The organism is Sphingobacterium sp. Mn56C (assembly GCF_049319645.1).
In the GTDB taxonomy this organism is placed as follows: domain Bacteria; phylum Bacteroidota; class Bacteroidia; order Sphingobacteriales; family Sphingobacteriaceae; genus Sphingobacterium.
Genome location: NZ_JBMOUC010000001.1, coordinates 85,566 through 108,994, shown reverse-complemented (window position 1 = coordinate 108,994; position 23,429 = coordinate 85,566). Strand labels below are relative to the sequence as shown.

Annotated in this window: 18 protein-coding genes; 12 read left to right on the top strand and 6 right to left on the bottom strand. The window is 40.9% G+C overall.

Features of this window, described 5'->3' with window-relative positions:
- Positions 1-53: 53 nt before the first annotated feature.
- From ACL9RF_RS00535 to ACL9RF_RS00515, 5 genes are all read left to right on the top strand, one after another.
- Complete coding sequence (locus ACL9RF_RS00535; RefSeq protein ID WP_422798642.1) at positions 54-3,296, top strand: SusC/RagA family TonB-linked outer membrane protein; 3,243 nt, start codon at positions 54-56, stop codon at positions 3,294-3,296.
- 11 nt (positions 3,297-3,307) lie between these two features.
- Positions 3,308-4,786 carry a SusD/RagB family nutrient-binding outer membrane lipoprotein gene (locus ACL9RF_RS00530; RefSeq protein ID WP_422798641.1) on the top strand — a complete coding sequence of 493 codons (1,479 nt, stop codon included), beginning with the start codon at positions 3,308-3,310 and terminating at the stop codon, positions 4,784-4,786.
- A gap of 26 nt (positions 4,787-4,812) precedes the next feature.
- Positions 4,813-6,066, top strand: coding sequence for a DUF5689 domain-containing protein (locus tag ACL9RF_RS00525; RefSeq protein ID WP_422798640.1), 1,254 nt, complete (start codon positions 4,813-4,815; stop codon positions 6,064-6,066).
- A 45-nt stretch (positions 6,067-6,111) separates the two neighbouring features.
- Positions 6,112-8,085, top strand: coding sequence for a calcineurin-like phosphoesterase C-terminal domain-containing protein (locus ACL9RF_RS00520; RefSeq protein WP_422798639.1), 1,974 nt, complete (start codon positions 6,112-6,114; stop codon positions 8,083-8,085).
- Positions 8,086-8,307: 222 nt separating this feature from the next.
- The gene (locus tag ACL9RF_RS00515) at positions 8,308-9,213 is read left to right on the top strand and encodes a glycerophosphodiester phosphodiesterase family protein (RefSeq protein WP_422798638.1); all 906 of its coding nucleotides are present in this window, start codon (positions 8,308-8,310) and stop codon (positions 9,211-9,213) included.
- A gap of 124 nt (positions 9,214-9,337) precedes the next feature.
- Here the strand turns inward: ACL9RF_RS00515 and ACL9RF_RS00510 are convergent, their stop codons facing one another.
- The gene (locus ACL9RF_RS00510; protein WP_422798637.1) at positions 9,338-10,159 is read right to left on the bottom strand and encodes a mechanosensitive ion channel family protein; all 822 of its coding nucleotides are present in this window, start codon (positions 10,157-10,159) and stop codon (positions 9,338-9,340) included.
- A gap of 143 nt (positions 10,160-10,302) precedes the next feature.
- On the opposite strand from ACL9RF_RS00510, the gene ACL9RF_RS00505 reads away from it, so the two are divergent.
- From ACL9RF_RS00505 to asnA, 3 genes are all read left to right on the top strand, one after another.
- Positions 10,303-11,472 (top strand): cysteine desulfurase family protein, encoded by a 1,170-nt coding sequence (locus ACL9RF_RS00505; protein ID WP_422798636.1) that lies wholly within the window; start codon positions 10,303-10,305, stop codon positions 11,470-11,472.
- Positions 11,473-11,552: 80 nt separating this feature from the next.
- A complete protein-coding gene (locus ACL9RF_RS00500) occupies positions 11,553-11,879 on the top strand; it encodes a HesB/IscA family protein (protein ID WP_422798635.1) in 327 nt (108 codons plus the stop codon).
- A 329-nt stretch (positions 11,880-12,208) separates the two neighbouring features.
- The gene (gene asnA, locus ACL9RF_RS00495; RefSeq protein WP_422798634.1) at positions 12,209-13,213 is read left to right on the top strand and encodes an aspartate--ammonia ligase; all 1,005 of its coding nucleotides are present in this window, start codon (positions 12,209-12,211) and stop codon (positions 13,211-13,213) included.
- Positions 13,214-13,315: 102 nt separating this feature from the next.
- Here asnA and ACL9RF_RS00490 read toward each other — a convergent pair whose 3' ends face one another.
- The 3 genes from ACL9RF_RS00490 to ACL9RF_RS00480 form a co-directional block, all read right to left on the bottom strand.
- The gene (locus tag ACL9RF_RS00490; RefSeq protein ID WP_422798633.1) at positions 13,316-14,821 is read right to left on the bottom strand and encodes a GNAT family N-acetyltransferase; all 1,506 of its coding nucleotides are present in this window, start codon (positions 14,819-14,821) and stop codon (positions 13,316-13,318) included.
- A 229-nt stretch (positions 14,822-15,050) separates the two neighbouring features.
- On the bottom strand, positions 15,051-15,380 hold the full coding sequence (locus ACL9RF_RS00485) for a DUF3467 domain-containing protein (RefSeq protein WP_422798632.1): 330 nt from the start codon (positions 15,378-15,380) through the stop codon (positions 15,051-15,053).
- 29 nt (positions 15,381-15,409) lie between these two features.
- A complete protein-coding gene (locus tag ACL9RF_RS00480) occupies positions 15,410-16,525 on the bottom strand; it encodes a M42 family metallopeptidase (protein ID WP_422798631.1) in 1,116 nt (371 codons plus the stop codon).
- Positions 16,526-16,688: 163 nt separating this feature from the next.
- Here ACL9RF_RS00480 and lgt point away from each other — a divergent pair, with 163 nt between their 5' ends.
- Together lgt and ACL9RF_RS00470 are read left to right on the top strand one after the other, a co-directional pair.
- Complete coding sequence (gene lgt / locus ACL9RF_RS00475) at positions 16,689-17,525, top strand: prolipoprotein diacylglyceryl transferase (protein WP_422798630.1); 837 nt, start codon at positions 16,689-16,691, stop codon at positions 17,523-17,525.
- Between the two features lie 99 nt (positions 17,526-17,624).
- Entirely contained in the window at positions 17,625-18,803 is a 1,179-nt protein-coding gene (locus tag ACL9RF_RS00470) for a multidrug effflux MFS transporter (protein WP_422798629.1), read from the top strand.
- A 26-nt stretch (positions 18,804-18,829) separates the two neighbouring features.
- Here the strand turns inward: ACL9RF_RS00470 and aroQ are convergent, their stop codons facing one another.
- Both aroQ and ACL9RF_RS00460 read right to left on the bottom strand, forming a co-directional pair.
- Positions 18,830-19,249 (bottom strand): type II 3-dehydroquinate dehydratase, encoded by a 420-nt coding sequence (aroQ, locus tag ACL9RF_RS00465; protein ID WP_422798628.1) that lies wholly within the window; start codon positions 19,247-19,249, stop codon positions 18,830-18,832.
- A 32-nt stretch (positions 19,250-19,281) separates the two neighbouring features.
- A complete protein-coding gene (locus ACL9RF_RS00460) occupies positions 19,282-20,910 on the bottom strand; it encodes a gliding motility protein RemB (protein ID WP_422798627.1) in 1,629 nt (542 codons plus the stop codon).
- Positions 20,911-21,102: 192 nt separating this feature from the next.
- Here ACL9RF_RS00460 and ACL9RF_RS00455 point away from each other — a divergent pair, with 192 nt between their 5' ends.
- Together ACL9RF_RS00455 and murI are read left to right on the top strand one after the other, a co-directional pair.
- A complete protein-coding gene (locus ACL9RF_RS00455; RefSeq protein WP_422798626.1) occupies positions 21,103-22,521 on the top strand; it encodes a glycoside hydrolase family 125 protein in 1,419 nt (472 codons plus the stop codon).
- Positions 22,522-22,582: 61 nt separating this feature from the next.
- Positions 22,583-23,410, top strand: coding sequence for a glutamate racemase (murI, locus tag ACL9RF_RS00450; protein ID WP_422798625.1), 828 nt, complete (start codon positions 22,583-22,585; stop codon positions 23,408-23,410).
- Positions 23,411-23,429 lie beyond the last annotated feature (19 nt).

Below are 23,429 nucleotides of genomic sequence, written 5' to 3'. Positions count from 1 at the left end.
CAGTTAGTTAATACTAAAACAACAACTTTGCTGGTAATCAAATTACGAATCAAATGTTAACTAAAGTTCAAGCTAAAGCTAAACCATGTAGAATGGGGAATAAAATCTTATGGATTGCTTTAACGGCTTCTTTTTATACCGGTACTTATGCGGTAGCCAGCGATTCCTACGCTATGGAAAAGAAACTTAACCAGGAGAAGGTCAAGATTACGGGGAAGATTGTCGATCAAAAAACAAATACCATCTTAACCGGGGTAACTATTCGTGCGAACGGCCAAACGATAGTTACCAACAAATTAGACGGCACTTTTGCTATCGAAGTTACGGCCGGAACAGCGCTTTCTTTTTATTTACTCGGTTACGAGTTACAAACAAGGTCTTTCACCAGCAGTGCAACTAATATTACGATAGCACTTAGCGTTACCGAAGCTAATATTGATGAGGTCGTCGTGACGGCATTGGGTATTAAACGAGATCAGAAGGCATTGGGTTATGCAGCAACGTCTGTTTCCGGCGATGAACTCACTAAAGCAATTTCTAATAATTGGTCGGATGCGCTAACTGGAAAAGTTGCCGGTCTTCATATTAACAAAACTGGCGCAGGACCGCTAGGCTCTAACCAGATAATTTTACGGGGGGAAACTTCGTTGGATGGTAATAATGAGGCACTGATTGTTATCGATGGTATCGTGATGGGGGCGGGAACGAAAATGACAGGCAACAACAACGGAAATTACCTGGATGCGGATTCTCCAGTGGATTTTGGCTCTTCCTTATCGGATTTGAACCCCGATGATATCGAATCTATAACGGTGCTGAAAGGCCCTTCTGCTGCCGCACTTTACGGCTATAGGGGCTCCCGGGGCGCGGTAATTATAACAACTAAAAATGGTAAAGGTAATAACGGTAGGGTTAAGGTTTCTTTAAATTCGAATACGGCAATAGGTACCATTAACCGCTGGCCTGATTACCAATATGAGTATGGGCAGGGTGATGCGGGGCAAGATTTATACTATTCTTACGGCCAAACTGAAGATGGCCCGAGTACGTTTAGTACTTCTTCGGCCTGGGGCCCTAAGTTTAATGGCCAGTTGTTTTACCAGTATGATCCGGAATTTTATAGGCTGCCATCCACCGAACGTAGCCTATGGCGCCCTTATAAAAACAATAGAAAAGATCTTTTTAAAACGGAGGTCACCGCAACAAACAGTATTAGCCTTTCTGCAGCGAATGACAAAACATCGGCACGCTTTTCGTATACCAACGTATATAATTCCTGGATCATCCCGAATATGGGGTACAAACGCCATTCCTTATCTGCGCAGTTGGTAAACCAGATGAACGATAAATTTTCGGTTTCTACAAAAATTAACTTCAATAACCGGGGTTCAGATAATTTGCCCAGTACAGGATACAACAACCAAACGTATATGTATTTTATCCGCGGCCTTACGCCTAATATGGATGCCGCCTGGTTTGCCGAAAACTGGAGACCAAACAAATATGGTATTGAGCAAACTACGCCTTTCTCCAATTTATTAGATAACCCGAAAACCATGTCTTATGATATGTTGAACTCCCAACGCAAAAACCACCTTATAGGAAACTTACAGGCGGATTATAAGTTCAATACGGAATTAAGCTTAATGGTTCGTGCCGGCATTGATTTTAGCTTCGATAAACGTAAACAATCTAAACCTTTTGATACCTATAAATATAATAATGGGTATTACCGCGAACAGGGAATTTATAGTGAGGAGTTTTCTACGGACTTTTTGTTAACCTATGCCAATACCCGACATGCGAACCATAAGTTTGGTGGAAATTTGGGTGGGGCTGTTATCCAAAACAAATACAATAAGGATGATGCGTTTACCAACCGCTTAATCTTTCCGAATCAGTATACATTTGCAAATGCTGCCGAAGCCATCCAATACCTACCCTACCACTCCGAATATGCGGTACATAGTCTGTATGGTTTAGCCAACTACAGTTACCACGATTATATTTTCGTAGATGGTACCGTACGTGTCGACTGGAGTAGCACATTGGCATCGCCCATAAAAAATCAGGTAACGCCATTTTACTACCCGTCTCTAAATACGAGTTTTATTGTTTCTGAATTACTGCACCTTCCTGAGGTCATCAGCTTCTGGAAATTGAGGGGTACTATTGCGGCTGTAGGTGGTGGCGGTAAAACCCCTTATCGCAATAGTTATACCTACCCGCGGGTTAATGGGCACCCTGGCGGTTCCACAAACCCTACGGCCATACCAGATTTAAACCTCAAACCAGAGAGTACGGTGTCTTATGAGCTGGGAACGGATATACGCTTGTTTAAAAACCGGGCAAAAATTGATGTTACCGTCTATAAAAATGCGGCTTACAACCAGATTCTGGAAACTCCAATAGATCCTTCAAGTGGTTACAGCACACAGATTATAAACGCCGGAAAGGTGTCTAACAGGGGCTTGGAGATTGAAATTAATGGCGATATCCTTAAAAATAAAGATCGCTTTAGCTGGAATTTGTTCGGAAACTTTACGGCGTTTGATACCCGAATTGAGGAACTACCGAACTTAGTGGATAAATTAGTGTTATCGAATGTTTTTGGAAGCCGCGGAACTGTAGAGGCGCGTGTTGGTGGCCGCTTTGGCGACCTGTATGGCATTGGCTATAAAAGAAGTCCTCAGGGGGATATTGTCTACAAAAATGGGGTTCCCGAACTTTCCGAAGATCTTATTTATATCGGAAATGCTAACCCGACCAAAAAATTTGGTATTGGCTCCCAGTTTAATTATAAAAATTTCGGCTTTAGCTTTTTGTTTGATGGCCAGTTTGGTGGCGTAGGTTATTCCTTAACTCATGCGGTTTTAATGGAGGAAGGAAAACTTAAAAAAACCCTTCCTGGGCGTTACAACGGTATTATTGGAAATGGGGTGGTTTTAAATGACGATGGTTCGTACAGCAAAAATACGACAGTAGCCACCGCTGCTAATTACTACCGCGCACATTTCACGCGTGATAACCTCGAATCGAACACCTTCTCGACCGACTTTATAAAATTTAGAGAAGCAAGGATAGATTATACCCTCCCTCCATCGGTATTAAGACGTTTAAAACTGGAGAAAGTAACCCTCGGGGTTTATGGGCGTGACTTATTGGTGTTTAGCAAATGGCCATCTTTTGATCCAGAATTTGCTTCTCTAAATGGTAGTGGAATTGAAAAGGGCGCCGAGGTAGCGCAGTTTCCATCTACACGAAATTTCGGTATTAACTTATCTATAGGCTTTTAATCGCAGATACCATGACATCTAAAATAAAACTATCCTTTGCCACTGTTGCTGTAGTATTACTGGCAGTTTCTTTTACGCGTTGTACTAAGGACTTCGTAAAGATGAATACGAATCCAAACGAAAGTGCCGCGGCAGCGCCACAGAGTTTAATAGGCCCGACGTTGAATACTATCATAAACACTAATATTAATCGAAACTTACGTATAAACAATGAATTTATGCAGGTATCGGTAACGTATTTGGATTCGCGCGAGTTTCACCGCTATGAGGTTAGACCTTCGGAGTCTGAAGCGACCTGGAAATCTTGGTACCTCGCCCTAAGCAATATTAAAGATATGTATGATAAAGCCGGGGAAGCACAGCAAAAGGGCTATAGAACCTATCAAGGCATTTCTTTAATTTTGGAGACCTGGGTTTACGCATTATTAACCGATATGTATGGCGATATTCCCTACTACGAAAGTAACAAAGGCCATAGCCAGTTAAATACAACTCCAGCTTTCGAAAAACAGCAGGATATTTACCGAGACTTGTTTTTAAAACTTGAAACCGCCAATCTCTTATTAAAAGAGGGCGCAACGGTAGAGGCAAATATTGCGCAATATGATCCTATTTTCGCTACCGCACCGGAGAAATGGCGTAAATTTGGCAATACCTTATACTTACGTTTACTGCTACGTGTAGCGCATAAACCTGAGACGAATGCGCTTGCAAAAATTAAAGAGATCATAGAATCTAATCCTGCCGAATATCCTGTGATGAATAGCAACGAAGATTCGGCAATTTTATATTTCAGCGATCAGCTGCCCTATATAAATCCGTATCAAAATGCTCGCGATATTGATTTTAATGGCGACAAAGGTTATGCGGAATTTTTTATTAACAATTTACTGGAACTTCAAGACCCGCGGTTGCCAATTTGGTCTACCGAAGCAAGTTTAGGCGTTTACGGCGGCATACAGTCGGCATACCCGAAAGGATCGACACCCGATAAGCAGTCGACATTGAAACTTACTTTAAAGGGTAAGGCTCTTATGGGCAATATCATGAATTATGGCGAGCTCCAGTTTATAATGGCTGAAATGGCACTGCGGGGATACATCAATCAAGATCCAGAGCTGTACTATAAAAAAGGTGTTGAAGCGTCCATGTCGCTGTGGAATGCTGCGCTGCCTGCAGCGTATTTTAACAACCCTAAGGTTGGTTTCCTGGATAGTGATAGTACCTTAGAACGCTTGAAAAAGGTGCATCTACAGAAATATTTTGCATTAATGTTTACCGATTTTCAGCAATGGTTTGAGTACCGCAGAACGCAGCTGCTGGATTTATACCGTGGCCCTGGTCTTATGAACAATGGCCAGATGCCAGTACGTTTAAATTATCCCTTAATTGTTCAATCCTTAAACAATAAACACTATAAGGAAGCGGTAGCGCGACTGGGAGGCGATGGTATAAACAACAAAATGTGGTGGCAGCAGGGAACAAACTAATCTTTTTGAATATATATCATATCCATATGAAAATGAATACCTTTTTTAAATATATCCTCCTTTCGGGTATGGCTTTAATGGCCGCTGCTTGTATCAAAGAAGACCGCAACTATGCGATTGGTGAAAATAACCCGGAAACATCCATTTATGTATTGCGTAACCTCCAGGTAGAAAAGGAACGCCAACTTGATAAAGATGTGCTCTCGGATGCGAAGTATATCCATGCCGTGGTGGTTTCAAACCCTTCAGCCCATAACTTCCCAGCAAAAACTATAGCCATACAAAATACATGGCGCAATAAGACAAGGGGCTTATTAATGCAGCTCGAAAATGTGGAGGCCTATACTTTTGGCGACTCTATTCATGTACCGCTGGAGGGGGCAAAACTTGTGAAAACAGAAAATGGCCTTTGCCTGACTGCTGTAAATGAGGGTAATATTAAGGTGCTGAGTAGAGCAAATACCGTTGGCTCGCAGGCGGTCTCTATCTACAATCTATTGACTAAATTTTCGGAGTACGAATCTACGTATGTCGATGTTACAGCAGACTTGGAACATGAACCGGCGCCGGGAACAGCCTTAAAGGGTGCAAAAATTTTAATCGATGCCGAGCAGAATAAGGTTAACCTTTTTACGCATAGCGAAGCGACTTTTGCGGAGCAATCGGTAGCGCCAAGTGCTACATTTAAAGCAGTTGCCTACAAAAAAGATGCGGAGGTGCAATTACGCCTGCAGTCGTATGCGGATATGGCCTACCCAAGTGGAAGAATTTATGCTGGATGGCCCGAAACTTTTGAGAGCCCATATCAGGAGAAAACAAGCTACGCCTTAAAGGTGGTTAACTTCCCTACTGGCCCTTGGAGTTTAGATCAAAGCTTACAAGGAAATACGGCCGGCAGGGACCGTATTGTTTCTGGAAAACAGGCGATACGCTTCCAACAGAATCTTTCCGTATCGGCGTATTTACAGATGAATTTTGACCTCCCGGAGGGGGCTTCTAAGGTTACGTTATGGTATGGTGCCTATTATACGGACCGCTCCTCTTCCTTTGATTTAGAATACTCCCAAGATATGGGGCTTAGCTGGACAAAAATTGGTGGTACCGTTACGGATGCTCCGCCAACGTCGACAAACCCGCAGGCTAAACAGGCTATCTTTCTCATGAACATCCACGGACCTGTACGTTTCCGTATTAATAAGTTGGGACTAGGAACAAGTAACAACAGTATCAATAACGGCAGGTTGGGTATGGATGATATTGCCATTTACAAAAGCTTTTAAGGGCTTGCTAGTTGTTTTACCTCCTACACATTATGTTTTAAAATTATGAAGTATATAAAAATCAGAATGGGGATAACGGCGGCTTTAATTGCAGCCCATATCGCGCTGCTTCACAGCTGCAAGGATCAGATTATTGCCGCCACAAATGCGGTAAATATATCGACTATCGGCCTTACTTATGTGACTGTTCCACAGGTATATGATATCAGCGTAAACCAAGAATTAAGAATTGCAGGTAAGGGTTTCTTGCCTACAGATATTATTTCAATGGTGCCGACAAATAATGCGGCCAAGGCTAAGGAGTGCCGGATAAAGGCGGTAGACCAAGACGGTATACTGCTCTTTCAGCCGGAGGAGCTTGCAGACGGAAGATACGAGCTTTATGTTAAGCGTAATACGCTAACTGAATTGCTGGGTAGAACCTATATCAATAGGGTATTTAATAGTGCTATTCCGGATTTGGAAAATATGACCGTGAAGGGTACGGTATACAGCCAAAATAAAGGCCTGGCCAACGTGCAGGTCTCCGACGGTGAGCTGGTTACCACGACCGACATTAATGGGGTATACTACCTCCCCTCCAAAAAGAAAAATGGATATGTGTTTATCACTGTTCCAGCAAATTATGAAGTTGCTACCGTAAATACGTTTCCTCAATTTTACAAGAATTTATTAAGCATCAGCGCTCAGGCGGAGGTTCGCGACTTCGAACTTTTCCCTGTAAACAATGAGCATCATGCCATAGCATTTTTAGCCGATATACATTTGGCCAATAGAAACGATGATTTAACGCAGTTTCAAAATGGCTTTGTGAACGACCTGAAAGAAACTGTTGCTGACATCCGCAGCCAAAATAAAAAATTCTATGCTTTTACTTTAGGCGACCAATCCTGGGATGCATATTGGTATGAAAATAAATTTGGCTTAAAGGAGTACCTTAACCAGGTTAAGGATTTTGATTTTCCGATTTTCAATACCATAGGTAATCACGATAATGACCCCTACTTTGCTAACGACTGGCTGGCAGAATCTTCGTATAGAACGATTTTAGGCCCTACTTATTATTCGGTTAATATCGGTAAAGTACATTACATCGTGCTCGATAATATGATTTACCAGAACTTTGGCGGCAGTATGGGTATTTTGGGGGATAGATCGTTTAAAAATGAAATTACACTTCAGCAAATGGAATGGCTGAAGAAGGATTTAGCATTGGTAAAGGATAAAACAACACCTATTGTGGTTGCCATGCATGTGCCTTTACATACGAACCCCAACTTAAATAGTTATGGCTACAACCTGGAAAATGAAACTGCTTTCTTAGCTGCTTTACAGGAGTTTGCTAACGTGAAGATTCTAAGCGGACATACGCATATTAATTACCGTGTTGAAGCTAACAGGGGTAAGCTCTCGGAGCATACTATAGCCGCCGTTAGTGCTACATGGTGGTGGACCGGAAGAACGGGCTATGCGGGGAATCATATCTGTAAGGATGGTAGTCCTGGTGGTTATAGTATTTGGCATATGGATGGAGCAGCGCAGCAATGGTATTACAAGAGTATAGGTTACCCTAAAAATTACCAGTTCAGAGCTTACGACTTGAATACGGTGCAGATTACCGCGACGACTCATACCCCTAATGCTAACGCTGATTTTAAAGCTAAAGTAGCCTCCTATGCCGGAGAGTATGCTGCCAAAAGAACGAGCAATGAAGTGTTGCTAAATATTTGGGGGTACCAACAAAACTGGAAGATATCGGTTCAGGAAGAGGGCGCTGAATTGGTTGTACAGCAGGTACACAAAAAAGATCCCCTGCATATTATTTCGTATGCCACACAGCGCTTAAATGTTAATGCAGACCCCACCTCTACCTTTGTCGGGGGCAACACCTCGCACCTTTTCTTAACAAAAGCATCTAAGGAGAATTCTACATTACTTATTACTGTGGAGGATTCATTCGGTAATGTGTTCACGGAAAAAATGATCCGTCCAAAACCTTTTACATACACCATGCGGTAGTTTTTTCGCGGGCCTTATGAAATTAGGGGGGTATCTTTTCTAGGTACCCCTTTTTTTAAGGATATCCTCCAAAAATAGTCTTCAGCCTTGCATAGATCCATTATCCCAGGGTTATCCTGTTTACTTTTCTCGCTGTAATAGGGTAAACATGGATTAAAAAAATTAAAATACTCTACTAATAATGAGTAAATTTGGAGCAGATTTATTATCTACAGTTTAAGTATGAAAAAATTAATTTACGGATCATTTGCGGTGCTTTTAGCGCTAAACGCATGCAAAACTCAACGCACAGGCATGACGCAAAATTCAAATTTTCCAAAATTTTCACAGGAAGGACACCGCGGTGCGCGGGGGCTTTATCCGGAAAACTCTATTGCGGCAATGAAAGCAGCGATAGATCTCCCTAACGTTACTACACTGGAAATGGATTGCCATATTACCAAGGATAAAAAGGTTGTTGTATACCACGATGACTTTTTGAACCCCAAGTTTGTAACCTATGCCAATGGTAAGGAATTAAAAGGTAAAGATAATAAGGGTATTATTTACGGTTATACTTCAAAGGATTTAACAGCCTTCGATATTGGTTTAAAAGGGAATGTAGATTTTCCAAAACAAAAAACCCTATCGGCGAAAATTCCCTTATTAGCAGATCTTATTGACGAGGCTGAGGCTTATGCAAAATTAAAACGCAAAACTCCTGTGTTTTATAATATCGAAACCAAGAGCCAGGTGGATAAGGATCATAAATGGCACCCGGGGCCACAGGAATTTTCAGATCTTGTATTACAGGTTGTAATCGAAAAGGGCATCGCTGCGCGTACCGTAATCCAATCGTTTGATAAAAGAACCATACAATACATCAATAAAACTTATCCGCAGATAAAGACCGCTTACCTGATTGAGGGGTCGACAAAAAAAACGGTGAATGAGCTTATCGACGATTTAGGCTTTACACCCTTTATTATTAGTCCGCATTACAAACTGGTAAACAAAGATTTTGTCGATAGTGCGCATAAATTAGGGGTTAAGGTTATTCCGTGGACGGTAAACACTTCCGAAGAAATTGCTGCCTTAAAAGCACTTAAAATTGATGGTATTATCTCCGATTATCCGAATCTATTTTAACAGCTTCAAGGCTTCAGGGCTTAATAGCGTAGTCCTGTCGCCGTAATACTTACGTATACATCTATTCATATATAAAAAAATAAGGTGTCCCTATTATAGGAGGTACACCTTATTTTTTTATAGGTTACGCTTGATTATCTTGTATAACCCGCATACTGGATACCGGAAATACCACATTCTGCCCCTCAAATACCTGTTGTAACTTCTCGGCAACCTCCCATTTTGCAGCCCAGAATACATCCTTCGGGGCCCAGGCACGAATGACAACCTCGATGCCGTTGTCCTTCAGGTCCCCAACAACTACGGTGGGCTTCGGTGTTTCTAAAATCCGGGAATCGGCTTTTATAACGTCCATTATCGCTTCTCTAGCCGTTTTTATATTTACCTCGTAGGCCATTAATACCGTGAACTCCATCCGACGCGATATTACCTTACTAAAATTGCGAATGACCGAGTTGGCCAGCGTACCATTGGGACTAAATACCCGTATACCATTGTCGTCGGTCAATGTGGTATACAACAAATCGATCTTTTCAACGGTACCGCTCGAGCCGTTTGCACTCGAAATACTATCGCCTACTTCAAAGGGCCTAAACATCAAAATTAAGACACCACCGGCAAAATTTGAAAGACTCCCTTGCAGGGCCATACCTACGGCCAAACCAAAAGCAGACAATGCCGCAATAAATGAGGTCGTCTGTATACCCATTGTGCTGGCTACCGTTAAAAATAACAACACATACAGGGCAATTTTTGTTAAACTGTAGACAAATGTGCGAATAGATTTGTCTACATTACGCTTCTCAAAACGTTTCGTCATCAGGTTCAGCAAGAAACGAATTGCATAAGAGCCCACAATTAAAATAACAAAACCACTGATAATAGCGGGAATTGATACGATAATCGTCTCTATTAATTTTTCAATACTCCCTTCCAGTTTTCTCATCGTATAACTTTTACAATCTTAATACTTTAAATGAAGAACAAATTTATTGAATTACAGTTTATCTTTTTCCTAAAATTTTACGTGAAACACGAAATTTTAAAACTATGATTCTTCACGTACCTTTTTTTAAATATCTTTAAAACATGATATACTTCGACAATAATGCCAGCACCATGTTAGATCCGCAGGTTTTGCAGCGCATGCTGCCATTTTTCATGGACGACTATGCTAATGCGTCGAGTATTCATCATAAAATGGGACGAAAAGCCAACGAGGCTCTTCAGCAAGCGCGCCAAACTATTGCCGATTATTTACATGCGCAGAGCAAAGAGATTTTCTTTACCTCGGGAGCAACAGAAACCATCAATATGGTTCTGCGTGGGCTGTTTGACCGTTATCGTATCAAAGGTAGTCATATCGTTACCTGTAAAACCGAGCATAAAGCGGTATTATCAACCTGCGCTGCCTTGGAAAAAAAGGGGGCCCAGGTAACGTATCTACCGCTGGATGGTAACGGAAACATAGATCTGCAGCTACTCGAAGATAGCATCCGCCCAGACACTATTGTGGTGTCGCTGATGGCGGTAAACAATGAAACAGGGCTTATACATCCGATAGAAGAAGTGGCAAGGATATGCAAGAAAAAAGAGGTTTTATTTTTCTGCGATGCCACACAGGCTATTGGCAAAATGGAAATCGACTTTGTTGCTGCGGGAGTGGATATTTTATGCTTTAGCGCCCATAAATTTCATGGCCCCAAAGGTGCTGGTGTTTTGTATGTAAAACGGAAAAGTAAACCTATCCAGCTGGAGGCTTTATTAACCGGTGGTAATCAAGAAGACAGCTTGCGTGCTGGCACGTATAATGTGCCTGCCATTGTGGGGATGGCTGAAGCCATAAAACAACTGGATGTAAAACATATACAGCACCTAAAAAACTTACAGCTGCAGTTCGAGAAGCGTCTGCTAAACGAAATTGAGGACATTTATATCCATGCAGCGACAGCGCATCGGGTGCTGAACACGAGTAATGTGTGCTTTAAACATGTGAAAGGAACGGAGCTCATGACGAAAATACCGCAGCTAGCGGTTGCCGCTGGTTCGGCCTGTGTTTCTGGGGATAGAGACCCTTCGCATGTTTTAAAAGCTATGGGGGTATCCGATGCGGATGCTTTTTCATCCCTACGTTTTAGCTTTTCACGTTTTAATACCTTGACCGAAATAGATACCGCTGTAGGCCTTCTGAAAGCTGCTGTCGACGATATACGGCGTAAATCGCCGGTCTGGTTGCTGTATAAGGCGGGTATGTTGTAATATTTTGACAGTAATCAAACGTTTATACATTGCTATTGGGAAATATTTTACGAAATTTGTAAGAATTAAATTCTACAAGTATGGTAACGGTTACTGATAAAGCAAAAGAACGCATTCTTCAAATTATTGAAGGTGAAAATTACGACGAGAATTATTTTGTACGTGTTGCCGTAACTAGCGGTGGATGTTCAGGCCTCTCTTATAACCTTAATTTTGATAATGAAGAGAAAAAAGGAGATCAATTTTTTGAAGATAATGGCGTAAAAATATGCCTGGATATTAAGTCTTATCTTTACCTTGCTGGCACAGAATTAGATTATTCGGATGGCTTAAATGGTAAGGGTTTTGAATTCCATAACCCTAATGCTACGCGTACTTGTGCCTGTGGTGAAAGTTTCTCGGTATAACGTAGGTTGAGACCTTTGTTTACCTAGGCAAACAATTTGTTTTTATATACGATAGAAGCTGTTCAGGAAAAGAACAGCTTTTTCATTCTCCCCCCACCCGTTCAAAAAAGCAGAACCAGCATATTTTTATCGGTTTGGGCATTTGCACTTCTAGAAACAAGTTAAGAAACCAATCACAAAACCAATACTTTAGCAATACACTTAAAACTTTACTAAAAAAAAACACATACTATTACCAAATTATCTATTTTTACAGATATTTATTGATATATTACCATAATTTATGTTATGCAATATTGATTATTACAAAATAGTATTAAGATTATTCGATGGGACGCAACCTACTAAAAAGAGAACAAGCGATAACTTTTGTTAAAGAAACATTTTCAACGCTTTTAAAACAAGGCTTGAACCTAATACCTGTATCCTCACCATTAATTGTTTTAGATGGTACGGGCATAAATGATGACCTAAATGGCATTGAAAGACCGGTAGCCTTCCCTATAAAATCATTAAATGAGGAGCGGGCAGTTGTGGTTCATTCCTTGGCAAAATGGAAAAGGGTGCGTTTGAAGGAGCTAGAGCTCCAACCGGAGGAGGGTATTATAACGGATATGCGTGCGTTAAGACCGGATGAGGACTACTCTCCTATCCACTCCATTTATGTAGACCAATGGGACTGGGAAAAGGTTATCCTGCCGGAGAGCCGTAATTTAAGTTACCTGCAAGAAACGGTAAAAAAAATATATGCCGCCCTGGTTTCTACGGAGCGTGCTGTAGAACAACAATATGCGGATAAAAAAGCCATCTTACCGCAGGATATCTTTTTTATTTCTTCCGAAGAGTTGTTACAAAAATATCCCGACTACTCGCCTAAAGAACGTGAAAATGCTATTGCCAAAGCGTATGGTGCTGTATTTTTATACGGCATTGGGGGCAACCTTTCTCATGGTTTTGCACACGATGGCAGAGCGGCAGATTATGACGACTGGAGCTCACAGAATTCTGCCGGCTTTAAGGGCCTTAATGGTGATATACTGGTATGGAACCCATTGTTAAATAGCGCCTTCGAACTTTCTTCTATGGGTGTACGCGTAGATAAAACGGCCTTGTTAAATCAACTTGAAATCCGGAATTGTACCGACAGAGCACAATTGTCCTTCCACCAGATGTTACTATCTGACCAGCTTCCAGAGTCTATTGGCGGTGGTATCGGCCAGTCGCGGGTTTGTATGTTTATGCTTAAACTTGCGCATATCGGTGAGGTTCAGGTGAGTATCTGGGACGAGCAGCGTAAGAAAAAATTAGCAGAAGAAGCGATATTCTTACTTTAATCTTTATGAAAATATGGCTACTACCATAGCTTATAAAAATAAAAAGGCATCGTAAATGCAATGCCCCCAAAAAGATAGATGCTTTCTGGGGGCATTTATCTTTTAATCTTTATATATAATCTCATACAGGTCTGTACGGCGGTCTTTCAAATTTTTAACCGTACCATATTCGTGCAGATCCCGTAAGGCATACAGATCCACATCGGCTATTAACACCATCTCGGTGTTGGCTGTGGCCTCAGCCTTGATGGCATTATTGGGGAAGGCAAAATCGGATGGCGTAAATACTGCCGATTGCGAATATTGTATATCCATATTATTGACACGTGGTAAATTACCCACCGAACCGGCAATGGCAACATAGCACTCATTTTCTATAGCTCTTGCCTGCGCACAATGACGTACGCGCATATACCCATTTTGCGTATCTGTCATAAAGGGAACGAATAGAAGCTGCATCCCCTGTTCGGCTAAAATACGTCCTAACTCAGGGAACTCTACATCATAACATATCAAAAGGCCTACTTTGCCGCAATCTGTATCAAAAACCTTAACCTCATTGCCGCCTACCATTCCGTAGTATTTAAATTCATTTGGCGTGATGTGCACCTTTTTGAAGGTGTCTAATTTGCCATTGCGGTGGCATAGATACGACGCATTATACAATTTTCCTTTTTCATACAACGGCATAGATCCTGCAATAATATTCACATTATAAGAAACCGCAAACTCCTGTATTTTGGCTACAATATTATGCGTATATTCCGCAAGTTTTTCCATCGCTAACCTCTCGGGTAGCTCATTATACGAACGCATGAGGGGGGTGTTAAAAAACTCTGGAAAAAGTATAAAGTCGGAACCATAATCGCTCACCGCATCTACAAAAAATTCTACCTGATCGTAGAACCCCTCAATATCATTGAAAAGACGCATCTGCCATTGTACCAAGCCCAACCGAATGGTCTGCTTGGTTGCCGAGTTGGAGCGTGCATCAGGCTCGTAATAGATATTATTCCACTCCAATAGGGTAGCAAACTCGCGGGATTCGACATCTCCTGGAAGGTAGTCTTTCAGAATTTTTTTTACGTGGAAGTCATTAGACAGCTGAAATGTTAAGGTAGGATCATATATTTCCTTACGTTTTACTTTTTCAATATACAGCCGCGGGCTCATGCTGTCGGCATAACTGTGGTAGTTGGGTATACGCCCTCCTGCCACAATACTCTTCAGATTCATTTGCTCACAGAGCTCCTTCCGCGAATCATACAAACGCCGCCCTAAACGTAAGGCCCGAAATTCGGGATGCACAAAAACTTCTATTCCATACAATATATCGCCATCATAATCGTGCTTCGTAAACTTACCATGGTCAATGATCTCGTTATAGCTTTTATAAATATTCGTTTTTTTTGCATTTAATATAATGGATAAGGCACAGGCTACCACATGCCCATCAACTTCGACACACAGTTGCCCCTCGGGAAAAATATCGATTAAGTCTGTTATATTGGCGCGCGACCATAGACTAAAGCCATGATATGCCTCTGACATCGATCGGCGTAAGCCAGCATAATCTTTTTTCGATAACAAACGTACTTTAATATCCATATGAAATTTTGGTTTTAAAAATTAAAAAATGGGATATGTGCATTACTAAAATGCTTTAACGTTTTTATAGGTAACGTTAGTATTGCGTTTACTTAAGGTTTTCTAGGTTTACAAAGTTTACAAGGTTTTAACAACCTTGTGAAATTGTTTTTTTTATTGCAGTACCGCAGGCGTTAAAAATTTAAGGATGTACCGATACTGGCACATCCTTAAAGGCAAAAGCTAACGTTTAATTAACCTCATGACCACCTGTTGGTTGGCCAAAATTTACAGGATAAGGCACATCTTTGGATGTAGCAGCATCATGCTGTCCCTCAAAACGATTTATATTATCTTGTAACACGGATAATAGGCGCTTTGCATGTTCTGGTGTAAGTATAATCCTGGATTTGACTTTTGCTTTAGGTACCCCTGGCATAATACGAACAAAGTCTAAAACAAACTCCGTATCGGAGTGGGTGATTATGGCAAGGTTTGAATAGATCCCTTCTGCTACTTCCTCGGTAAGCTCTATACTTAGCTCGGTATGTTCTGGGTTGTTTTTATTTAAATCGCTCATAGGATAAAATATTTAATTCGTATACGGCATTAATTCGTAAAAGATCTAAAGTCTTGACCCTCTTCAATGGTCAAAATTGTTTCGTAGATTAAGCGAATAACATTGTCTACATCTTCCTTATGAATCATCTCTACCGTAGTATGCATATAACGTAAAGGTAAGGAGATTAATGCGGATGGAACACCGCCATTGGAATAGGCAAAGGCATCCGTATCGGTACCTGTCATTCTAGAAGATGCTTGGCGTTGAAAGGGAATATTATTCTTCTCAGCAACAGCAATCAAATGTTTATTTAAGTTAATTTGTACTGCAGGTGCATACGATAATACAGGTCCTTTACCACAGGCAAGATCCCCCTGTGTAATTTTGTTAATCATTGGCGTCTGCGTATCATGCGTGACATCCGTAATAAGGGCAACATTTGGTTTAATATAATCGGCAATCATTTCGGCGCCACGTAAACCAATTTCCTCTTGCACAGAGTTTACGATATACAACCCAAAAGGGAGTTTCTTTTTATTTTCTTTCAACAAACGTGCTACCTCAGCAATCATAAAACCACCGGCTCTGTTATCGAGTGCACGCCCTACATAATAACGGTCGTTAAGCACCATAAACGCATCTTCATACGTAACAACCGACCCTACATGTATGCCTAATGCTTCAACCTCTTCTTTTGACGTACAACCGCAGTCTAAAAAGATATTTTTAAGCGTCGGACTTTCCTCCTTTTCCCCCGAACGGGTATGTATCGCCGGCCAGCCAAAAACGGCTTTAACAATACCTTTATCGGTATGGATATTTACACGTTTTGATGGCGCTATCTGATGGTCTGACCCTCCATTACGGATTACATAAATTAACCCGTCTTTTGTTATGTAGTTTACAAACCAGGAAATTTCGTCTGCATGTGCTTCAATCACAACCTTAAACTTTGCCTTTGGATTAATAATACCAACAGCAGTACCGTAGTTGTCGATATAGGTATCGTCTACATAGGGTTTTAAATAATCTAACCACAGCCTTTGTCCAGCCCACTCAAAACCTGTAGGCGACGGGTTATTGATATATTGTTCTAAAAATGCCAAAGACTCTGGCGTCACGACAGCTTGATTTTTTTCTTCTTTACTACTTTTCTTAGCCATTTTTTAATGTTTGTCCACAAATTAAAAATAATTATTAAAATCCAAAAATTAAGCCGTATAGTGAATATTTATTTCATAAAAGACTACAAATTTCACACCTGTTAACATTAAAACCGCACTTTTTTGTAGATTTAACTTTATATTTACCAGCAAAATAAATATTATGAATGTAATCTATAATTTAATAAACTGGGATATAAATGAAGAAATTTTTAAGATAGGCTCTTTTGGTATACGCTACTATTCCTTATGTTGGTTGCTTGCCTTTGTGGTATCTTATATCATTATGCTTCAAATCTTTAAACGTGAAGGAAAAACTCAAGAAGAATTAGATAGATTTAGCTTATATATCTTCGTTGGCACAATTCTCGGTGCACGCTTAGGGCATGTTATCTTTTATGAGCCTAGTTACTACTTAAATAATCCTTTAGAAATACTGTTACCCTTCAAAAAAGAAGCTACAGGATGGGTATTTACAGGTTTTCAAGGCTTAGCCTCACACGGCGGTGCCATCGGTATTCTTAGTGCTTTATACCTTTATGCACGAAAAACAAAAACCAATTTTGTTTGGATTGCCGACCGTTTGGTATTGGTCGTTCCTATTGCTGGAGCATTTATACGTATTGGTAATTTCTTCAACTCTGAGATTTTAGGAAAAGCTGCTGACCCTAATCTTCCATGGGCCGTGGTTTTCCACCAAGACCATAGCTTTACACCGCTTATCCCTAGACATCCGGCACAATTATACGAGGCTATTGGATATATTATTTTATTCTTTATTCTATGGGCTTTGTACTGTAAAAGTCAAAGCAAACCTAAGCCAGGTCTATTATTTGGTGTATTCTTGGTGCTATTATTTAGCATTCGTTTCTTTGTGGAGTTTTATAAGGAAAACCAGGAAGCCTTTGAGAACAGTATGATCATTAATATGGGGCAGCTGTTAAGTATCCCTTTTATTCTTGCAGGTCTATTTTTAATATTCAGAAAAGCCTCGAAATAACAGGCTTAATTCCTTGGCTTTAGGTAGGCAACATAGCGGCATGCTGCCTACCTAAAGCATACTTTTTTTACGTTCCTTCTCCCCAAATCATCCTTTTCCATGAAACAGAACAAAAATGTTGTGTTGCTTATTTTGGGCTTAATCTCTGCTATCGGTCCATTTTCCATTGATATGTATCTTCCGGCCTTCGACAGCATTGCCGACGATTTTTCTACCAGCGTAGAGCATGTTCAGCTTTCACTGACCAGCTATTTTATCGGGATAGCCTTAGGGCAAATGGTATACGGGCCTTTATTGGACAAGTATGGCCGTAAAACACCCTTGATGGTGGGGTTGCTGATTTATATGGCTTCGAGTATCTTTTGTGTTTTTGTAAAAAATGTAGACCAATTGATTGCCTTACGTTTCTTACAGGCCTTAGGTAGTTGTGCTGGTATGGTTGCTGCCCGCGCTATGGTACAGGATTACTACGACAGCAAGGAGGCGGCACGTGTTTTTAGCCTGTTGATGTTGGTTATTGCCATATCCCCAATTTTAGCACCTTCGATAGGTGCCTTTCTACTCAGCCATTTAAATTGGCATTACATCTTTGTATCTTTATTTTTTATTGCTGCAATTATTTTATTACTGACGAAATTCTTGCTGCCCGAATCGTATCCCGGAGATAGAAGTATGTCGCTTTCACCCTCCTCCATTACCCATAAATTCTGGGATGTATTTACAAACCGTATTTTTATCACTTACTGTTTGGTAGGGTCCATTGCTGCGGCAGGGCTTTATGCTTACCTTGCCGGTTCTTCATTTATTATGCAGAAGATTTTTGGATTAAGTAAAAGCGAATACGGACTGGCCTTTGCATTTGTAGCTTCGGCCATGATTTTGGCAACCCAACTCAATCGATGGTTATTAAAATATTGGTCAAGTGCCCAGATAAGCCGTATGGCTAATATATGGCAATCCCTAATCGGCATTTTAATGGTGCTGGTATTAGCCGCTGATGCGTTAACCTTCCCTATATTTATTGTATTGCTATTTTGTTACCTTATGGGGCATGGTTTTATTTTTCCAAATACTTCGGCATTGGCACTAGCGCCATTTAAGTCGTTAGCAGGTTCTGCATCCGCATTATTGGGATCTATACAGATGGGCCTTGGTGCTTTGGCTTCGGCATTGGTGAGTGTATTACATAATAATACCGCCATACCCATGCTATCGGTAATGTGCGGCTGTGCGGTATTATCTTTGCTACTTCACCTGTATATTGCAAACAGAATATAAAAAAATAAAGCCCATAACGGGCTTTATTAAGAGTTAAAACTTTCTAAGGCTAAACGATAGCTATCTAAGCCAAAGCCTAAAATAACCCCTTTACAATTTTTGGATAGGAAAGAATGATGTCTAAATGTTTCCCGCTGATGGACATTGGAAATATGCACTTCAATAACAGGAGTCGTTATTCCGGCAATAGCATCTGCTATAGCTACCGAGGTATGTGTATAAGCGCCTGCATTTAGGATAACACCATCGTAAGCGAACCCCACCTCGTGCAGCTTATCAATAATCAACCCCTCCGTATTGCTTTGAAAATAGTGCAATTCGAAATTAGCATACTGTTGTTTTAGCTCTTCGAAGAAACCCTCAAATGAACGGTCGCCATAAATACTCTTTTCACGTACGCCAAGTAGGTTTAAGTTAGGGCCATTTAATATCAATATTTTTTTCATAAAACGAAATCGCTGATTGTAACGTGTTAAAGTTACAAATCTGTATAAATATTACGGAAACTAGAACGTAAACCTACACTAATTATTCCAGATTTTTGTGTCGCCTGCCCCTCAATCTGTCGAACGCGCTGTGTATAGCCTACTTCAAAACGTAAGTTATACTTGGGGTTCAAGACGTAGGCAGCCTTCAGGTCGGCATAATACAGATTATTTTTGATACCCTGACCAATTTTGTTCCCATACATATTAGGAATGGAAGTATAGGATTGGAATATATCACCACCAAAGTTTTCACCTGTTACAGGGTCCGATCCAGAAAGGCTATACATTCCCTGCACAGAAAAATCATAGCGTTTATACGAATAGTTTGCAATACCCAATACTTCCCTAAAATTTGCACCAAAAGGGTGTGCTAAGGGCTCGCCATGGTTGCTATAGTTGGATATGGAAATAAAATGCTGGTAGGTATATGGGCGCACAAAGTTATATTCGCCCAAGAAATTTAAGTTCTTAACCCCAAAAGCATCATAACCGCGGATACCCAACTGCGCACCCCATTTATTATGGGCGTAACCATTGTTACTAAAAAACTCTTTAGCCGTAAATTCTCCAAGCAAAAACTGCCCATAAGCGGTTAAATTTCGTAACACCTTATATTTTGCATTCAAGCCTAAGAACATCTTATCGGGAGAGCTTCGATTATTGCTCTCCACAGGGCGCAAAAAGCTTACAGGTATAAGGTAATTAAAGTCAAAACCTCGGTGCCCCGCTTGGTTACGGTTGGCCCAGGTAACGGCTTGGAATAAACCTACCGATAAACGGTTGGTAGCATTGTAATCTAAATATTGAAAGGCGCCCCATTTTATACCATCACCCACGCGTGCATTGCCCTGTAGGGTGTCTATACGCGGATTTTTGGGATCCAGCATATACGCCCAAACCGAGGTATATTGTACATTGCCAATTTTACCTACTAAACGAAGTTGTGCATAGTTGGACGAAAAATCTGACAACAATACCGAACGATAACCGTCTCCAATATGGTTTTTATCGTACGCAACAGACACCTGTAGGTAGGGAGCAACATTATAGGTTGCGTTTGCTGTTGCATACATCCAATCGAGTTTGTTCCCTTTAGGTCTTTTTGTTGACCCCTGTCCGGGATAAACTAAATTACGCGTGGAATAATCTATAATATAATCGGGGAAGGTTCCTTGGTTTTCAAAGAAATTTACATACAACGAGAACTTATCTTTAACATTCAAGCCGGTTTGAAAACCCCGTGTATTTAACCAGGTATTCACCTTATTGTCTCCCATCAACTCTTTACCCATCTGAAAATCAGGTAAAAAATCTAAGTAGAAGGAATGGTCTTCCTTTTCAACTTGTACCAGGTGTTCATTAAAAATTTTACGCATTAACCAGCTTTTACCGGAGCTGGGATCTTTACGCAATAAGGAATCGTTACGCTCGAACAGTTTCCCTTCGAAAAGAGTTGATTTTACCGAGGTATGTAAACGTGTTTCCGGACTGTAAAGTATATCGTTATACTTTTGATAATGCTGATAAGAATAAGGTTGATAGGCCGTTTGTGCCATCGTTTCTTTATTGGCAAAAAGAATTCCCATCCCTAAGGTTAGATACAATCTAATATTATTCATCCTTAATTTTTGGTACTATTTGAATTGTTTCCGTTTTACCCACAAAATCTATTCCTAAGATGTTGCAAAAAGGTTTTTTTATAGAAATATTTAATATAGCACTGTAACATAGACCACTAAAACCTTTAATTAGTTAATTAACCAACTATTTTTCCGATATTGTTGCAATTTTAATCCAACATACACCGTTTTATGAAACGAAGAAACTTCCTTCAACAAACTGCCTTATTAGGTGCTGGAATGTTTGCCAGCAGATTTAGTTTTGCACAGCAAAACCACTTTCCTGTAGTCCGTATTCCGGTAGAAAAAAGACACTTTAAGAGCGCTACTATTGAATCGGTCATCCAAGAGTTTCAAACTAAGGTTAAGAATCCCGAATTGGGCTGGCTATTTAATAACTGTTTCCCCAATACTTTAGACAGCACCGTATACGATGAATCAACCAAGGAACGTAAGCTTACCTATGTTATTACTGGCGATATTGATGCGATGTGGCTGCGGGATAGTAGTGCACAGGTATGGCCATATATCGCCTTTATACATAAAGATGCTAAATTAAAGGATCTTATATTAGGACTTATCAATAAGCAAAGCCAATGCATCAATATTGATCCCTATGCCAATGCATTTTACAATGACCCGACCAAAAAAGGAGAATGGTTTACCGATCACACTAAGATGACCCCTGGCATTCATGAACGTAAATGGGAAATCGACTCCTTATGTTACCCTATTCGCTTAGCATATCGCTACTGGAAGGAAACCAACGATACGACGGCATTCGACCAAGAGTGGGTCAAAGCCCAGGAAAATACCTACCGCACTTTTGTTGAACAGCAGCGTAAGGATAGCTTAGGCCCCTATAACTTTGGACGAACCACAGCACGTGGCTCCGACACCTTGCAAGTGGACGGCTGGGGTTATCCCGTCAATCCGGTAGGCCTTATCTGCTCGGCTTTTCGCCCTTCGGACGATGCTACCGTATTCCAGTTTCTTATCCCTTCTAATTTATTTGCCGTAACGAGCTTACGACAGTCGGCGGAGATTTTACGGAAGGTAAAAAATAATACAGAGCTGGCAGGAAAAATGGAGGCTCTGGCAAACGAAGTAGAGCAGGCCGTTCAAAAGTATGGTATCGTAAATCACCCCGACCTGGGGCGTGTATACGCATTTGAGGTCGATGGCTTCGGTAGCTATATGATGATGGACGATGCTAATGTACCCTCGCTCCTTGCCTTACCTTACCTGGGCGCCGTGGATGTTAACGATGAAGTCTACCAACGTACGCGCAACTTTATCTTGTCGAACAAAAACCCGTTCTTCTTTAAGGGTACCGCTGCCGAAGGTATTGGAGGCCCACATATAGGTCGTGATATGATCTGGCCGATGTCTATTATTATGCGTGCCTTTACCGCTACCGATGACATGGAAATAAAAAAATGTATAAAAACGTTGGCCGCCACCCATGGCGGTACAGGCTTTATGCATGAATCGTTTCATAAAGATGACCCTAAGAATTTTACACGCCATTGGTTTGCATGGACAAATACATTATTTGGCGAATTATTGTGGAAAGTTTACAAAGAAAAGCCATCTTTGTTAAATATTTAGACCCCATTATTTTCAGGTTAAGACTTGTGTTTAATGGGCTCAGGTCTTAACACGGAATGTAATGCAACATAAAGGTCCTATAGGCGTTTTCGACTCTGGCTACGGTGGTTTAACCGTATTTAAAGAAATTTACAAGCGGCTACCTCAATATGAATACGTATACCTCGGAGACAACGCGCGCGTGCCCTATGGCAACCGTTCCTTCGAAACGGTCTATGAATATACAAAAGAATGTGTATTCAAGCTCTTCGAGCAGGGCTGCAATCTGGTCATTCTCGCGTGTAACACCGCATCAGCCAAGGCTTTACGCAGCATACAGCAGCAGGATTTGCCCGCGGGCAAAAAAGTGTTAGGCGTGATACGCCCTACCACGGAAAACATACACTTATTTACGAAAAGTAATAAGGTTGGTATTCTTGCTACCCAGGGTACAGTATTGTCCAACTCGTATAAAATGGAAATAAGTAAAATGCACCCTGAGATCGAAGTTTTTCAACAGGCATGTCCTTTTTGGGTACCGCTGGTAGAAAATAATGAGATCCATGGTGAAGGCGCACATTTTTTTGTGAAAAAGGATATAGAAGAGCTGCTGGCAAAGTCGCCAGACATGGATACCCTGGTTTTAGCCTGCACCCATTACCCCTTATTATTACCCTTAATCGAGCAATATACACCGCCACATATCCACATTTTAGCGCAGGGAGACTTGGTAGCGAAAAGCTTAGTCGACTACTTTAAGCGCCATCCGGAGGTTGAACAAGCGTGCAGCAAAGGCAATAGCTTAAAGTTTTTTACGACCGACGACCCGCTAGACTTTGAACAGAAAGCCAATATCTTTTTCGGTAAGCCTATTAAAGCGGAAAAACTGGAGGTTGTAAGAGGAATATAAAAAAGGTGGCTTACTATAC

Excerpts from the sequence above, each read along its gene's own strand:
- ACL9RF_RS00490 (WP_422798633.1), bottom strand. The coding sequence starts at position 14,821 with ATGGATATTAAAGTACGTTTGTTATCGAAAAAAGATTATGCTGGCTTA.
- ACL9RF_RS00520 (WP_422798639.1), top strand. The coding sequence starts at position 6,112 with ATGAAGTATATAAAAATCAGAATGGGGATAACGGCGGCTTTAATTGCA.
- ACL9RF_RS00510 (WP_422798637.1), bottom strand. The coding sequence starts at position 10,159 with ATGAGAAAACTGGAAGGGAGTATTGAAAAATTAATAGAGACGATTATC.
- ACL9RF_RS00515 (WP_422798638.1), top strand. The coding sequence starts at position 8,308 with ATGAAAAAATTAATTTACGGATCATTTGCGGTGCTTTTAGCGCTAAAC.
- ACL9RF_RS00480 (WP_422798631.1), bottom strand. The coding sequence starts at position 16,525 with ATGGCTAAGAAAAGTAGTAAAGAAGAAAAAAATCAAGCTGTCGTGACG.
- ACL9RF_RS00525 (WP_422798640.1), top strand. The coding sequence starts at position 4,813 with ATGAAAATGAATACCTTTTTTAAATATATCCTCCTTTCGGGTATGGCT.
- ACL9RF_RS00530 (WP_422798641.1), top strand. The coding sequence starts at position 3,308 with ATGACATCTAAAATAAAACTATCCTTTGCCACTGTTGCTGTAGTATTA.
- murI (WP_422798625.1), top strand. The coding sequence starts at position 22,583 with ATGCAACATAAAGGTCCTATAGGCGTTTTCGACTCTGGCTACGGTGGT.
- ACL9RF_RS00455 (WP_422798626.1), top strand. The coding sequence starts at position 21,103 with ATGAAACGAAGAAACTTCCTTCAACAAACTGCCTTATTAGGTGCTGGA.
- aroQ (WP_422798628.1), bottom strand. The coding sequence starts at position 19,249 with ATGAAAAAAATATTGATATTAAATGGCCCTAACTTAAACCTACTTGGC.
- ACL9RF_RS00470 (WP_422798629.1), top strand. The coding sequence starts at position 17,625 with ATGAAACAGAACAAAAATGTTGTGTTGCTTATTTTGGGCTTAATCTCT.
- ACL9RF_RS00505 (WP_422798636.1), top strand. The coding sequence starts at position 10,303 with ATGATATACTTCGACAATAATGCCAGCACCATGTTAGATCCGCAGGTT.
- ACL9RF_RS00485 (WP_422798632.1), bottom strand. The coding sequence starts at position 15,380 with ATGAGCGATTTAAATAAAAACAACCCAGAACATACCGAGCTAAGTATA.
- lgt (WP_422798630.1), top strand. The coding sequence starts at position 16,689 with ATGAATGTAATCTATAATTTAATAAACTGGGATATAAATGAAGAAATT.
- ACL9RF_RS00500 (WP_422798635.1), top strand. The coding sequence starts at position 11,553 with ATGGTAACGGTTACTGATAAAGCAAAAGAACGCATTCTTCAAATTATT.
- asnA (WP_422798634.1), top strand. The coding sequence starts at position 12,209 with ATGGGACGCAACCTACTAAAAAGAGAACAAGCGATAACTTTTGTTAAA.
- ACL9RF_RS00460 (WP_422798627.1), bottom strand. The coding sequence starts at position 20,910 with ATGAATAATATTAGATTGTATCTAACCTTAGGGATGGGAATTCTTTTT.
- ACL9RF_RS00535 (WP_422798642.1), top strand. The coding sequence starts at position 54 with ATGTTAACTAAAGTTCAAGCTAAAGCTAAACCATGTAGAATGGGGAAT.